The following is a 14,655-nucleotide window of genomic DNA, read 5'->3' as shown; positions in this document are numbered from 1 at the left end:
TACAATGCCACCACGCACAACGAAACTCGGCGAGGATGAGCACGGCGAGCTGGTCGCGATCGACTGGCCCGACGGCGACGTCGAACAGATGCTGCAGGGTCAGATCACCGGGACGCCACAGGCGACCGGTGGTCGCTCAGGCCGACACACCGACGAAGTCGGGCCCGCACCCCGCGTATCGTCGAACGGGGGCGTCTGGAGTTCGATCGATCTGCAGACGTTCTCGCTCAACTCGACAGAACTTGCGACGACGGTCAAACGGTTCCGCGACGAGATGTACCGGAACCAGTTCCCGGTGCTCTTGCCGGCGTTCTCGCATCGCTGTACGACCTGCGGGACGGCCTACGACGAAGAGCGTGATGTCTGTGAGGTCTGCGGCGAAACCGGGTTCGAGACGCCGTCACGCGAGCAGAAAGAGCGGCTCAAACAACTGTTCGATCCCGTCAACGAGGACGGACAGTCGCTGGCGTCGCTGTGGAAGTACGAAGAGGACTACCAGTCCTTCTACGGCATCTCGACGGTGCTGGCTCGCCTCCGCTACCAACGCGTCGAGCGCGAGACACAGGTCGCCGGTCGCACCGTCACCAGCGTCGGGCGGTGGGAACCGCACGCGATCGAGGAGCTCGTCCACGCGGATCCGATGCGCGTCCGGCCGGTCCTCGACGAACACAACCGCCACGGTGGGTGGTGGACGTGCCCGGCACATCGCGATCAGTACTGGGAACACACCGACCTCACGTTCGAGGGCGACGCAGACCGACCGACTGAGGTCTGCCCGGAGTGCCACGCCCAACTCGCCGAGGTTGGCTACGCCGAGACGGATGGCCGCGGCGATGACGTCAAGCGGCTGTTCCTCACCCACGAGATCATCGACTGGGCGCGACACTTCCCGATCCGGAACGGCCTCGATGGCCGGTCACCGATCCTGCCGCTCGTCAAGCTGCAGGCGATCCTGCAGTGGTCCCGGAACTACGAACTGCAGTACCTCAACCCGCAGAACGATCAGCAACTCCCCGATAAGTTCCTCGTCGCCTACGGGAAGAACGTCCGAGAGAGTCTGCGAGCCTCGCTGTCGGAAGAAGAGTCGAAGAACCCGTGGGAGGAAGGCCGGCTGATGTATGAGGGCAGCCCCGAGGATGTCGAGATCGAGATTCTGGACCTGTCGACGTCGGCCGGGATCAACGGCCGCGAGCCGATGGTCGAGCGGCTGATGTCACAGATCCGCGCGATGTTCGGCGTCACCGACGCCTTCGAGAACGAGCTCTCGGACACGGGCGGCCTCAACGCCGAGGGCACGCAGGTTGAGATCACTAATGCGGCGATCGCGAGCGCCCACCAGGACACCAAGGACAAAGCGCTCGATATGCTCTGCCGGCTCATCGAGCGCGTGGAGGGCCACTGCGACTGGGAGCTGGCCTACGTCAACCCCGAAAGCGAGGATGCGTCGCTGTCGGCGGTCGACGTCCTCGAAGGTATCCGCCTCGCCCAGGAGACGGGAACGACCGTCAGCGTCGAAGACGGCCAGCTGCAGATCCCCGATCAGCAGATCGATCCCGCCGAGCCGGCGAGCAACACCGCGCCGGCGACCGAACCGCCTCCTGACGAGGGCCAGCCACAACAGCCGCCTGACGGAGCAGGCATACAGAATGGCTCCGATCCGACCACCCAATCCCCACAGACACCTGACCAATGACTGACGAGAACCTCAGCCCGATCGAGAACCGTTCACTCCCGCTCTCGACGCTCATCCGCGTGCTCGCGGACGACGTCGAGCGGGTCGCAGATACCGACGACCTGCAGCAGCACGCACCAACGGAGGGTCGCGTCGCCGAGATTGCTGCCGGGAGTCGCCCCTACGACGTCTACATCGGAACCGGCGATGCGTGGCTCCTCGCTGAGGCCGAATTGGGCCTGACCGTCCCGCTCACTCGGACGACACCGCAGGACCTCACCGCTGACGACGCGCCAGCCCCGGCAGAGAACGGCGTCGAGGCAGTCCACGACGGCACCGGCACCCCACCGGCGGGATCGTACGTCTCGGACCCGTCGAACAACCAGTGGGTCGGGGCTGATGACCGCACGAGCGGCACGACAATCGCTTACTAACGCCGATGCCAATCAAGGTACTCAACCAGCCGGCCGACATCGATGTCGACGTCGACCACAAGGCAGCGGTCGGCGAGACCGTCTCGCCTTCGGGGCCAGTCCACGACCGGCGACTCTCTCGTGCGGACGTCCCTGAGGAGTGGGAAGCGCCGATTTTCGAGGCGGAGAATTTCATCATCGAGGGCCCGGCGTCGGTGGAGATCGTCGACCGGACGGGCCAGCAGATCCAGATGGACGCGGTCGCCGCCGCGCTCGATCGCTATCTCGAGAGCACCCGCGAGCCGGGGATCATCTCGACGAGACACGACGACGTTCCGGTCGGCGTCCCCGTCTGGGAGTGGACCAGTGACGACGGCACCCGCTACGAGACTGACGTCTCCGGCGATGAGTTCACGCTCGTGGCGAATCTTGGCAACGAGACGACCAAGAGCAAGCTGGCGCGACTCCGCTGTCTCAACGGCGACTACGGCGGCTACTCGGTCACCGTCTACTCGAACCAAGAGCACCGCCGTCCGGACGGGACTCGAGTGACGATCGACTGTGATCTCCACGCGGTCACGCTGGGAAGTGAGGAACTCGTGATGAACCCGGCGGCGGATTTCGACGTCGTCGACTTCAAGCACGGCGGCGTCCTCGAGGCGGCGATCTGCCGCCGGCTGCAGCGACGGCGGAGTATCGCGGGGTCGATCGAGCAGCAGCTCCGGGACTAAAAGACGCGCCGACCAGCGCGGCGGCAGACCACCGCAATCTGGGAACGGGTCACCCACGAGGCAACAGATGGGATTTTTCGGTTCAACATCGACCGTCGACGGCAAAGCCCGAACTGTTCTGGGCGATCTTTCGGAGGATGACTCACCGTTTGAGATCCTCCGAGCGGTCGACCAGCAAGCGGGCGACGACGTCGACCGCGACGACGTAGTACAGAAGATGCGAACGTTGGACGAGGACGTCGATCAGAAACTCGGCGCCATCGAAGGCGACGACATCGATCAGAAGGATATGCGCGATGCCGCCGGCACGATCGCCGAGCGGTCGGCACTCTCTCAGCCCGCAGCGATGGAACTCATCTCGGCGATGGTCGACGCTATCGACCGGATGGACCCATCGGTCCTGATCGACGCCTTCGACAGTGCGACCGCGGGCGAGCACGTCAACGAAGACGAGCTCGACCAAGACGGCCTCGACCAACGAGCGCAGGACGAACCAGACGCGGATGCGACTGCGGATGCGGATCAGAAAGCAGGTACTCACCCAATGAGTGACAACACGAACCCGGACAGTACAGACCCCGACGCCGGCGGCGATCCCGACGTCGATCAGAAGCAGGACGATGGCAACGACGACGGCGGCGACGCAGGCGGCGGAGTACTCGAAATGCTGAACGACGACGCCCGCGAGACGGTCGAAGAGTTCGCCGAGCTCGCCGGCAAGGATCCCGAGGAATGCGTCGAGGAAGTCCTCGGCGTCGGCGGTGGGGGTGGTGGCGGTGGTGGTGATCCCAACGCTGCTGCGGCTCCGGATCAGAACGGTCAGTCGCCCGCCGCCGGCCAAGCGGACGTCGACCAGATGCTCGAGAACCTCAACCTCAACGAGCGCGTTGCAGATGCGGTCACGAGTGAGGAGGTCATTAACGCGATGGCTGGCGAGGTCGCCCAGAAGATGGCCGACGACGACGAGTTCGCGGACACACTCGTCGAGACGGTCGATCAGAAGGGCGACTTCGCGACGACCGACGACACGGTCGTGACGGCCCCGAGCAACGATTCCGAGACAGTCGGAGATGCCGGGGCGATCACGGGAGGTGACGGCGAATGAGTGCCCCCGCCAGCACGCACCCGCTGATGGGCTACGCCGGCGGGAACAGCCCCGGGCGGTTCCTCGAGTCGAACGTCGTCGGTGACGTCCCGATGGACTGGGACGACGGGCTGCTGCAGCGCGCGCAGTACGACACGACCACCGAGGCGCACATCAACGCCATCTACACGGCGACGCTGTACGCCCAGTACAATTCCCAACACGAGTGGTACAACGCCCTCACGCAGGTCGACCGGTTCAACGCCTCGCTGGAGGGGCCGGTCACCGCGAAGGCGTACCGCGCGGCCACGGATCCCGTCGACCTCCAGAGCCACTCGGAGGGTGGCGACGTCCCGGCGGGGCAGACGATGGGCGTCGAAGAGGTCGAGTTCGACCCCAAGCGTTCCGACAACGTCATCGAGGTGTCCGACCTGCAGGAGATTCGGTCGGCGATCGAGGACGCAGTCGGCTTCGAGGAGTTCTGGCAGCTCCAGCAAGAGCAACTGGATTTGGCGATCGATCGCGACGGGCTCGCCTACGGCGTGATGCAGGGCGACACGCAGTACGCCGCAACGGACGAGATCACCACGCTCGATCGCGTCATCGCATCCAGTGACGAGGAGGCAAACGCGGTCGATCCCAACGGGAACGCCTACGACGATGGCGATCTCGACTACGGGACCGTCGACCGGACCAACGACGACTGGGCAGACTCCTTCATCGACTTCGACGCCACTGGTCCGCGACAGCTCACCAACGACCTGTTCACGTCGTTCCTGAACTCCTTCAACGAGTTCGCCGATGTCGACGTCTACAACAACACGGCGATCCTCACGGGTCACGACACCGCCGGCGTCCTCTCGGAGCTGGCTGCCGAGCGGAACAACGTCCGCAACCAGGCGGCGATGGCGGACTTCCGCAGCGAGGACGTCGGCGACGGGTCGACGATCAAGGGCCTGTCGGGGACCGCTCGCTACCGCGACTACGACGGGATCCCGATCGTCGGCAACCAGCACGCGATCAAGCACGGCGACATCTCGTCGATCTTCCTCGTGCCAACGGACACGATCCGCGGGCAGCCGCGCCTAGCGATCGAGCAGTTCGCCGAGCCGTACGTGGAAACCGCCGGCCGCGGCCAGTCGCAGGGCTACCTCGCGACCGGGCGCTTCCGCGAGGAGGCACTGATGGTGCTCAACCACGAGGTCGTCAACCGCGACTTCAGCTCCTGCGGCCTCCTGCGGGACCTGAGCGAGTAACGTAGATGACTGACGACACTACTACTGACGACACTGCCGACTCGCGCTGTGATGGTGCCGAGGCCGACAACGACGATGCGGAGGCGATCACGGTCACCGTCCTGATCGACAACCGCGAGTACATCCACCAAACCGAAGGCACCCACTGGGCTCGCGACGACGCCGATCGACTGTACGTCTACGATGGTGACACAACAGTCCTCGAGGTCGCCGGCGAGCACGTCGTCGAAGTCCTCCGTGAGGACCACGTCACAACGCCAGTGACGGTCGACCGTGACGCCCCCAGCGGAGCCCGTGACGTACTTGCCGAGGCACGGCCCACCGGTAGCGACACTACCGATGCCGAGCCCGAGTCCGAGTCCGAGACGTCAACCACCGCCACCAAGGCGGCTACTACTACCACGACTTCCGAGTAATGCCAGTTAGCACACTTCCAAGCGCGAAAGAGTTCGAAGCGAAAGACCACGCCGAAGTCGAGTTCGTCGGCTTCCGGTATACAGGCGACCAGTCTACGAAAACCGATCACGACATCCGCACTCGCGTCGGCTACAACGGGCCGCCGAAGTTCCAGCGTGGGCAGGTCTACTTCGCACTCCTGCCGACGTATCTGGACACCGATCACGTCGAAAACTCCAACATCGGCGTCCACGCCCTCGAATCCCGCAACGACTTCGAGGTGATCTACGACCCCGCACGGCTCGCCGAGGCGTTGCTCGAACGCAACTATCTCCCGCCGGAGGTCTTCTACGAGGGCTTCGACCGCTGGAAGCGGCAGAAGGTCCTCGAGAAGCTGGATCTCGACGACGTCGGCCGCGTCTTCGACAAGGACGACGAAGAGCCCTACCGCGACCAACTGCGGGCGATCGCCGGCATCGAGCGCGACGACGAGGCATCGGTCTCCCAGCAGCGCGCTGACGAGTACACGAGTCGGTTCTCCCGCTCGGATGCCGCCGACGTGATCCGGGCACTCCGGACGCCAGTTGCATCCGATCCGCCATTCGACCCCGGGGAGTACACGATCGACGAACTCGAAGCGGAGCTCGAAACCGACGAAGACGAAAAGTGGGATGCTGAGTCGCTCCGCGCGCTGCGGGCAGCAGAGCGCACCGGTGACGACCGAACGGGCGCACTCGACGCGATCGAAGATATGCTCGGCGACGATTCGGAGGATATCGACCTCGAATCGGCCGGCCTCACGGAGATGACTGAGTACCTGACCCGGTACGATCCCGACGTCGTCGAACGTGCCGTCGACGAAGCGCTCGGAGACGAGGCGTAGTGACGATGTCGGGGCAGTGTCTCCCGCGGCGGTTCAGACTCGTCCGCCGAGAAGATGTCTCGGAGACCTCAGGGACTGGCGTCGTCGCGACCGGCGTCGAATACCTCGACGGAGCGGTCCATATGCAGTGGCACAACGCCGACAACGACGCCCTCGAGACGGACTCGAACGGCTGTGCGTTCAAGCCAGCGCCCGATGGCATCGAAGCGACACGAGAGATCCACGGCCACGGTGGCCGGACCGAGATCGAGTTTATCGATCCCGCACCAGAGCCGGAGTCGGAGGACTAACCGATGTCTGCGTCTAGCGACCCAGTTCGGTATGCCACCGCCGAGGCTGTCATTCAGGCCGGGATGGATATCGATCCCAGCACAGCGGCCGCCCATCTCACAGACCACGCAAAGCGGAAGGCCGCGGCGGCAACGCAGTCGTGGATCAACCGAACGGGCCGGCCGTTCCACGCCGTGCGCGTCGGAGCCACTGACGAGCCCCGCAGTTGGGAGGTCCACGATGTCCAGCACGCCATTTCGTGGCATCCCGCGACCGTCATCCTCGACAACGCCCGCCCGATGCCGCTGGATCCGGCCGAAGGTGATGCGATCGAGATCCGCGAGAGCCGCGACTCGTGGGCCGACGTCACCGACGAGGAAGGCGATGCGTGGACAATGGACTATCGGCGGCGGCGACTCCGCGTCTTCGAGCGCCGGCTGGGGGTGCGTCCCTACGACGACCCGAACACCAGCTTCGTCCGGCTGACGTATCGGTACGGCCCGCTCGGGGAGGAGGTGGAGATCACCGAGGACAACGTCGTCGAGAGCGTGCCGCCTGATGTTCGGGAGGCCGTCGCGGCGAAGGCTGCGATGAAATTAGCACTCGATGACGACGCTGCCGCCTCGATCCCCGACGACGGCCAGCTGACGAGTCGGTCGACGAAGCGGCAGGCGCTCAAAGAGACGTGGGAGAATACGACGGCCGACTACAGCGGCTTTTCGACGATATGATTCGATGGCTGACGCAGTCACCATCGAGATCGGCTTCACCCTCGAGTTCACGGCCGACCCGGTCGGTGCCGAGCTCTCGGTATCGGTCGAGGACGCGATCACTGAAGAGGTCCGGCAGAAATTCTTGGAGCAGACCCAACGCACGCTCGTTGGCTCACGGGGGAACCTTGTCTTCCAAGCCGTCCAGCAAGCCCACGACAATCTCCGTTCGTATGGCACAACTCACGACTACCACGTCGAGCCCATCATCGAAGGCTTCGACGGTGTCGAGGCCACTCGTTCGAGCGGTTCGATCAAGGCGTCGTGGAGCTGGAGCCACGAGGCAGCGGCGCACTTCGAGTACGGAACGAGCGACCACTCGGTCAGCAGCTCCGATGGGCCGCTCGTCTTCGAGTTCGATGCTGACCGCTACCCGTATCTCGACGAGATGTTCCCCCAGGGGACGGCGTTCCTTCCGGAGACGGACGTCTCGGGGCTCCCCGAGGGCCGGTGGATCCGTGATAGTCTCAATTGGTTCCGCAGAGAGGTGTCGCAGGCGTGAGTAACCCGACTGTTGAGTGGACGCTCGACCAACTGCAGTCCGTCGCTGACGCTCAGCCCGAGGACCACCCACTGAAGCGCGTCGATCGCGACGCCTCAAATGTCCTCGAGGGCGACATCACGTCGCACAAGTCGGCACTGAAATCGGCGAACTACGTTGGGGCGGCGCACGTCGACCACGACGAGGAGGCCGAGGGGCCCGAATACAACCTCCGGATCGATGACATCGTCGGTGTCCGAATCGAGGGGTTTTCACACCGCCGTCGCGGCCACATCGACCCTGCCGGCGTCGACGGTGTCATCTTTGACGGCGACCCGGGCCTGGTTCAGGAAATCAAGAGCGCACTGTACGAAGCCCGAACGTTCCCGGACGCCGGCCGCTCGTCGGTCGACTATCTCCATCTCGAGCTCACAAACCACGCCCCACAGTCGCACCGACTGACCGACTATTTCAGATATGACTTTGACATACTGTTCGCGGAAGGGTACGAAGATCTGCCCTAACCCTGCACACGCAGTTTTCCATTCATACCAGAAATGACACAGCACACTATCCGCGACCCCAGCGTCGCGACTGACACCTACGGAGGCATCGTATGAGCGGCAGTGGCTCAACGCCCGTCGCGTTCGGCAAGGAGGCGGAGTTCAACGGCGCTCTCGTCAACGATGCCGATCCTGACTACTACCTCTCCGGCCGTAACACCACGATCGAGGAGATCGAACTCCCTCGTGCGCTCGAACGGCTCTCGGATCCCGACGTCGTCGAGGCGATCGAGTCCATCGCCGGCCGCATCGAGGGCGCGTTCCAAGCGAACTGGGCGGTCGCGGCCGACGTCCACGAGCACGTCCGCGACATCGTCTTCAACGACGGTGGCACGGGATTCACGCACGGCCAAGCGGCGACCTCGAAGTGGTTCATCGGTGTGGATCACCTTTCAGGAACGGTCGAGCGCGCCCTCGGTGGCGTCACGCCGACGGACTACTCGCTGTCCTACAACGACGACCAGAACACGATCACCGCGTCGCTGACGGCGATCTACGCCTCCGAGTCGAAGAGTGCGAGCATCACGCCGGCGAACATCATCGGCCCGGAGACCGACTCGACAGTCCCGTTCCACGGCTTCTCGCTGGATGTTGATGGCGCGACCGTCAAGACACTGCAGTCGGCGACGCTGTCGATCTCGAACATCGCCCAGTTCATCACCGGGCCCGAATCGGAGGCGCTCGACGCCGTGATCGCCGAGCCCACGACGGACCTGCAGTTCAACGCGATCATCGACGGGCCGGATCACATCGAACTCGCCTACGGAGGCGGCGGGCAGAGCGTCGACGACATCCAAGACAGCGTCGGGGCGGTCCCCGGTACGATCACGCTGTCGCAGGCGGGTGCAGACGTCGCGACCTACGACCTCCCGCGGATCGAACCGGACACGTACAGTTGGAGCGACCTCGTCTCGTCGAATCCGACGACCGAGGACATCAACGCCCACGTCAACGGCGGGCTCACCGTGAGCGCACCCTAACAATCGGAGCTTTTTCAGATGCCACTACAGACACAGCACTACGACCTCGAGGACGAAGTACAGCGACTCGAACAGAAGCGCCGCGACCTCGCTGCCGAAGCCCGCGACCTCGACGCCGACGACCCGCGGCGGGGCGAGATCGCCCAGGAGAACAACGACATCGAGACGTGGCTCGACGGCCTCGAGGGCGTCCTCGATCCGCCCGAAGAGTCGACCGTCCCGCAGTTCGAGGCAGTCACGCTCGCCGGCCTCGCCGGCGGAGAGTACGGCCACGTCGAGGACACCCTCGTCGACGCGGCACTCACCCGCGGCGACGACTCCGTCGGGAAGGGGGCCGAGCGCGTCCACCTCGTCGCGAAGGGGACGGTTGATGCGCCATATCTCGACGATGAGATGGGTCACGAGCGGCAGGTCGCGGTCACGGGCTCGCGGCTGCCGCTGGGGTATCTCAAGTGGGCCGAGAATCGGATCGAAGAGATGAGCTCAGTGGGAAACGGCGAGCGCGAGAGCTTCGAGAGCTTAGTCGCGGCGAGCTCGGAGACCGAGCCCTCCGAGCCGGCGGCCGAGAACTGATTTATGACTACGCTGTCGGCGTCGCGATGAAACACGGCCACGACCCCCGGGAGGTTCGGGAGTACTCCTGGCGCGACCTCGAGATCTTCCTGACCGTGACCGTCAGCGAGCCCGACATCGACTTCGAGTCGCTGTTTGGGAGGATGTAAAATGGTTAGTCTCACCGGCCAACTCAAAATCGACGTCGAAGAGGCAACGCTGCCGAGTGCCCGCAAGAAGATCGAGGACGGGCTCGCGGACATCGAGGTCGGAGCGGGCGGTGGCCTCTCCGGGCAGCTCTCCCGCGACGTCCAGGCGGGGACGTCGGCCGCCGGCGGCCTCGCGGACGATAGTGTACAAATAGCGCAACTCGAGCAGTTAGAAGACATCAACGACCGCCTCGAGAAGCTGGCTGTCTCCGGCGGCGGAGGCGGTGGAGGCGGCGGCGGGGCCAGCGACACCGTGTTGGACCTCGCGATCGCGAAGCGTGTCGCAGGGACCGCAGGCGGCGCCGGCATTCTCGGCGGTCTCGCATCAACAGTCTCATCCGGTGCCGCTACTGTAGCGCGGCGCGGAGCGCCATCCGCACTATTCACCGAGCAGTTCGGCGTCCGACAGATTGGACAAGACGGAGAGGGTATCGGCCCGGGCGCCAGCGCACTCGCAGACTTCTCCGAAGATTTGGGGCGAGATCTTGGATTCCCTGACTACGGAGATCAGGAGTTCAGAATAACTGCACCCTCTTGGCTCGATGGGCCGATTGACGTCGACGCTCCTGAATGGCTCGATGGGATTGCAGTTGATGCCCCTGAGTGGCTGCAATCTACACAACTCGATGCTCCTGAGTGGCTACAGGACGTCGACGTAAGCGCCCCACAGTGGCTCGAGGACCTCCACGTGTCGCTCCCGCCGGCGCTGGAAAATCTTCTGGGCGGCGATCGAAACACCCGCCCCGAACCGAGGGGTCCGGGCGGCGGCGTCGATCTCAACACGGGCTTCCCGAGCGGACAGACCAACCAGGATCCGCTCGACATCTCACTAGACGACATCGGCGTTGACGTCGATCCCGACTTCCAGAACCTCCAACGCGAGGCCGAACGAGCGATCGACCGCGCGATGCGAAACAGTTCGATTCGGCAGACGATCCAAGATATGATCGAGGACTACATCCGGCGAGAGTTCACCGGTCGATAAGCTGTGTCACTGGGGAAATGTTTACCACAGTTCGACATATCCACTTAGCAAACGATGATTGCACTGAGAGAAGGCGAGTCGGGGCCGCTGGCGTGGAGTAATCTCATCCGGGAAAGTATCGGGATCGTCGTGTTCATCTCTGTTTGGTACCTTCTCGGCTGGGCAATCGCCGGCTTCGGCGTCGGCTTCGCGTCGAACGGTGGCGCGGGAGCGATCCTCGTCGGAGCTATCATCGGATCCTTGGGAGTCGTGATGGTAGTCGCGAGTACGTTTATCGTCCTCCTCCGTGTGCTCGGGAAGGCTATCGCCTTCGGCCTCGAGGAAGCACACAATCGGAGCGTCTTCGTCGACCCTACGTCGATGTCCGACGATCACACCCAGACGGGTGCACCCCAGCAGTAACGTAACGACACCGTCCCCACAGCTAACTGACCCAAATCACTATACAACCACCACGCGCTATCTCAGAATGTGGTTTCCGACGAGAGTCTTCGGATCACCGACCTATCGACGCCAACACCGGAGGCGATCAAGTATCGGAACACTCAGTTCCTTCGTGACCTTGAGCATCCGTACAAAACGGGGCTTAACGACGATCCAGACCGGCTCGAACGGAGTATTTGGAACGTTAGAAACGGCGATCTCCGGAGACTGTTTCGTGAATTCCCGATTCAAGAACCACTCCCACGACAATGTGCACACTGGGTTCACGCGGTCGTCGGCAAGCACTTCTTCCCGGATGCGAATCACCGCACTGCTATCGCAACGCTACGCCGACTAATGCGTCACAACGGCATCGACCCGCCAGCGTGGCCCGCCGATCAACTCCGGATTGTTCGTGAGGACTCCCACACGATCCGCCACGAGATCGAGTCAGTACGGCTTGATACGCTCTACCGCCGTGACCGACTGCACGACCGTTGGTACGCATTTTTCACAGACGTGGAATTGGCAACAGAATAAAAATGAGCGCTATTCCTCGTCGTCGTCGGCGAGTGCCTCGTACATCTCAGCGTTCTCGTCGACATCGCGCTCCATATCTTGGACCGCATCCCAGTCCATCGCCATACCCCTAGTAAACAGCCAGTCACTAAATCAGTTACGTATTGTTACGTAATGTCACAATCCGTAACAACTTTCGATAGCACTCCAGAGCCGCTATAGGGCGGTTTCAGGCACCAGTACGGCGTGTTTTGAATACAATTCCATCCCCCAATGACTACCAAGTACGCGACACTCACACTGACTGGCGATCCAGACGGAGACGGTACTCAGGAAACTGCTACCTTTCGTTTTGGAGGAGATCTCCAAGTCACCCCCCGGCTCAGGACGGGGTACATCGCGGGAGGTGGGCAAGGCCAGGTCAACTCGATCGTGGCGAACCTCATCGACCCCGGCGACTCCCAGAACCAGCAGTTCTTCCTGGACGCCGGCGCCGGCGCGATGGCGCTGGAAATCCAGTTCCGCGGCTGGGAAGGATCCAAGGACAGCAACGGCGCCCCGCTTGAGTGGGGCGACACCGGCGATCCCGACCAACTCACCGCTACGGATGCCACGGGTGCCGATCCCGTCTCTCAGATCTGCTGTCTCGTGGAATATCTGCGTACCGGCACCGTCGACTCACGCAACCCCGCCACGTTCGAGTGGGGTGAGTGGGCGACCGATGGGCTCTATGAACCGATCGACGTCGTCCTCGAGGGGCCGGAGATGACGAGAGCTGCGGAGGATGGTTCGTGGTTCGACGGCACGCTCACCCTGATCGATGCCGCGGACGTCCGCGCCGCCTACGACGCCGTCGCGAACGACTCACGATAATCCTGTTATGACTTACCGACTATACCGCACTCCGATCCCCGAGGACGCACTGCAGGATCAACGCGGCGGCGCACGCGCCGAGCTAAGCCGCCTGACTCAACTGCAGGGGCAAGGCCTCGTCGAACAACTCGGCACGCAGTCGGGCGACCTCACGCTGGATCTGCAGTACCGCGGGAAGTACGCCGACCGCCTGCAGCTCGAGCTCCGCGAAGTGATCGAATCGCCAACCGTCGCAACGATGCCACTCGCCCCGGCCGAGGGGACGTCAACCGTCGACGCGTACTACGCCGTGGAGTTGGTCTCGAACGCCGGCGCGATTTCCGCGCAGTCCGAGGCACTGCAACGCCTGCAGGCCACGCTCGTCCGCGAGGGCACCCACCAATCGCACCGCCAAGCCCTCTCGACGGGCCCATCACAGCCACAGCCAGGCCATCCCTTCGGAAACGACACCACGAAAATCGTCGCGATCCCCGCCTCCGCAACTCGCGTGGAGGCGATTGATGCGACCTCGGATCCCACCGCACGCGAGAGCGTCCCGATCGAGAGCATCGCGACCGCCGAGCACGGCGACGTCGCCCGCATCGATCTCTCGACGATCGCGATCGAGGACCCAACTATCATCTACCGGCCGGCGGACTACGATCAGATCGGCGACGTCGATGTGGGCGTGTGGGACACGTACGGCGCGGCCGACATCGCCGACGCCGAGGGCATCATCCAGTGGCAGCGCTGCTTCTCCGTCGAGCACGACTTTCGGGGCGCGGCCGTCCTCGAGAATGGCCTCCTGCGAGTGACGATCGACCACCCGACCGATGACACCCAGACCGCGACCCTCCAAGCCGAACGCTACGACGCCGACGCCGGGGCGTGGACCGCCGTCGACCTCCCCGAATACGACACAGACCTCGCAACCGACTGGGCCCCGGTCGACGTCGACCTCGTGAAAATCGGCCAGGCCCGCGTTCGCGCCCAAGTCACCTTCGAGGCGGTGGCGGGCACGAACGCTGGCGACACCTACACGCTCGATATGGCGCTCTTCCGCGGGTGGGACGACTTGCTCATCACGATCCCCGAGTCAGTGTCCGACCCCGTGCCCGCGGACCTGGAGGCGCTCTTGGACCCGATCGCCTCGGCGCGCGTCGTCGACCTCGGCGTCGAGCAGACGACAGTGAGTCGAGACGGGGTGCGGCTGTAGATGCCGACTGAGACGTTCACGAGCGATACAGACTGGGAGGTCCCCGAGTACGTCGACGAAGTCGAACTCGACCTCGAAGGCGGCAAGGGACAGGGGAGCGTCGACGCTGAGGGCGGTGTCGGTGGGCGTCTCGTCGGGACACTCGGCGTCTCCCCGGGTGACACGCTCTATCTCCGGTTCCCCTCGAACGCCGGCAGCGGCGGCCCCGGATTCGACGACGGCGGCGACGGCGGCAACTCCTGTGACGTCCGATACGGCGGCACCGCGCTCTCGGATCAAGTCGCCGTCGCTGGCGCCGGCGGTGGTGCGGGCGGCGAAGGCAACGGCGGCGAACAGGGCGGCGATGGCGGTGCCGGTGGCGGGACTGACGGACAGGGCGGATCGAGACGGCGATCCATCG

At 64.0% G+C, this 14,655-nt stretch carries 19 protein-coding genes and 1 pseudogene; all 20 read left to right on the top strand.

All coding sequences use genetic code 11. From position 1 onward, the window contains the following. Positions 1-4 precede the first annotated feature (4 nt). A complete protein-coding gene (locus ACP99_RS12010) occupies positions 5-1,693 on the top strand; it encodes a hypothetical protein (protein ID WP_049986836.1) in 1,689 nt (562 codons plus the stop codon). After that, positions 1,690-2,106 (top strand): hypothetical protein, encoded by a 417-nt coding sequence (locus tag ACP99_RS12005; protein ID WP_049986835.1) that lies wholly within the window; start codon positions 1,690-1,692, stop codon positions 2,104-2,106. Before ACP99_RS12010 ends, ACP99_RS12005 begins: the two co-directional genes overlap by 4 nt. 5 nt (positions 2,107-2,111) lie before the next feature. Next, a complete protein-coding gene (locus ACP99_RS12000; protein ID WP_049986834.1) occupies positions 2,112-2,816 on the top strand; it encodes a hypothetical protein in 705 nt (234 codons plus the stop codon). A 67-nt stretch (positions 2,817-2,883) separates the two neighbouring features. After that, positions 2,884-3,921: a hypothetical protein gene (locus ACP99_RS11995; protein ID WP_049986833.1), complete on the top strand. Its 1,038-nt coding sequence runs from the start codon at positions 2,884-2,886 to the stop codon at positions 3,919-3,921. After that, positions 3,918-5,156 (top strand): hypothetical protein, encoded by a 1,239-nt coding sequence (locus ACP99_RS11990; protein WP_231554291.1) that lies wholly within the window; start codon positions 3,918-3,920, stop codon positions 5,154-5,156. Before ACP99_RS11995 ends, ACP99_RS11990 begins: the two co-directional genes overlap by 4 nt. Before the next feature lie 5 nt (positions 5,157-5,161). Next, positions 5,162-5,572, top strand: coding sequence for a hypothetical protein (locus ACP99_RS20565; RefSeq protein WP_197052449.1), 411 nt, complete (start codon positions 5,162-5,164; stop codon positions 5,570-5,572). Further along, positions 5,572-6,435 (top strand): hypothetical protein, encoded by an 864-nt coding sequence (locus ACP99_RS11980; protein ID WP_049986831.1) that lies wholly within the window; start codon positions 5,572-5,574, stop codon positions 6,433-6,435. Before ACP99_RS20565 ends, ACP99_RS11980 begins: the two co-directional genes overlap by 1 nt. 5 nt (positions 6,436-6,440) lie before the next feature. Beyond that, positions 6,441-6,725: a hypothetical protein gene (locus ACP99_RS11975; RefSeq protein ID WP_049986991.1), complete on the top strand. Its 285-nt coding sequence runs from the start codon at positions 6,441-6,443 to the stop codon at positions 6,723-6,725. Positions 6,726-6,728: 3 nt separating this feature from the next. Next, entirely contained in the window at positions 6,729-7,436 is a 708-nt protein-coding gene (locus tag ACP99_RS11970) for a hypothetical protein (protein ID WP_049986830.1), read from the top strand. A 4-nt stretch (positions 7,437-7,440) separates the two neighbouring features. After that, positions 7,441-7,977, top strand: coding sequence for a hypothetical protein (locus ACP99_RS11965; RefSeq protein WP_049986829.1), 537 nt, complete (start codon positions 7,441-7,443; stop codon positions 7,975-7,977). Continuing rightward, positions 7,974-8,480, top strand: a complete 507-nt coding sequence (locus ACP99_RS11960; RefSeq protein ID WP_049986828.1) for a hypothetical protein — start codon at positions 7,974-7,976, stop codon at positions 8,478-8,480. Before ACP99_RS11965 ends, ACP99_RS11960 begins: the two co-directional genes overlap by 4 nt. 92 nt (positions 8,481-8,572) lie before the next feature. Beyond that, a complete protein-coding gene (locus tag ACP99_RS11955) occupies positions 8,573-9,499 on the top strand; it encodes a hypothetical protein (RefSeq protein WP_049986827.1) in 927 nt (308 codons plus the stop codon). An 18-nt stretch (positions 9,500-9,517) separates the two neighbouring features. Beyond that, positions 9,518-10,072 (top strand): hypothetical protein, encoded by a 555-nt coding sequence (locus ACP99_RS11950; RefSeq protein ID WP_049986826.1) that lies wholly within the window; start codon positions 9,518-9,520, stop codon positions 10,070-10,072. 26 nt (positions 10,073-10,098) lie between these two features. Beyond that, positions 10,099-10,221 (top strand): hypothetical protein, encoded by a 123-nt coding sequence (locus ACP99_RS21240; RefSeq protein WP_269319668.1) that lies wholly within the window; start codon positions 10,099-10,101, stop codon positions 10,219-10,221. 1 nt (position 10,222) lies between these two features. Next, positions 10,223-11,245 (top strand): hypothetical protein, encoded by a 1,023-nt coding sequence (locus ACP99_RS11945; protein ID WP_049986825.1) that lies wholly within the window; start codon positions 10,223-10,225, stop codon positions 11,243-11,245. A gap of 54 nt (positions 11,246-11,299) precedes the next feature. After that, on the top strand, positions 11,300-11,647 hold the full coding sequence (locus ACP99_RS11940; RefSeq protein WP_049986824.1) for a hypothetical protein: 348 nt from the start codon (positions 11,300-11,302) through the stop codon (positions 11,645-11,647). A gap of 69 nt (positions 11,648-11,716) precedes the next feature. Further along, a complete protein-coding gene (locus ACP99_RS19325; protein WP_081927456.1) occupies positions 11,717-12,208 on the top strand; it encodes a hypothetical protein in 492 nt (163 codons plus the stop codon). Positions 12,209-12,619: 411 nt separating this feature from the next. Further along, positions 12,620-13,060 (top strand): hypothetical protein, encoded by a 441-nt coding sequence (locus ACP99_RS11935; RefSeq protein ID WP_049986823.1) that lies wholly within the window; start codon positions 12,620-12,622, stop codon positions 13,058-13,060. A 7-nt stretch (positions 13,061-13,067) separates the two neighbouring features. Beyond that, entirely contained in the window at positions 13,068-14,255 is a 1,188-nt protein-coding gene (locus ACP99_RS11930) for a hypothetical protein (RefSeq protein ID WP_049986822.1), read from the top strand. Further along, positions 14,256-14,655, top strand: a pseudogene (locus tag ACP99_RS21235) (hypothetical protein); the annotation flags it as partial.

Origin of the sequence: Halobellus rufus (assembly GCF_000739575.1) — an archaeon.
Classification (GTDB): Archaea; Halobacteriota; Halobacteria; order Halobacteriales; family Haloferacaceae; genus Haloquadratum; species Haloquadratum rufum.
Note: the sequence above shows the minus strand (reverse complement) of the source record. Positions and strands in the feature narration are given on the sequence as shown.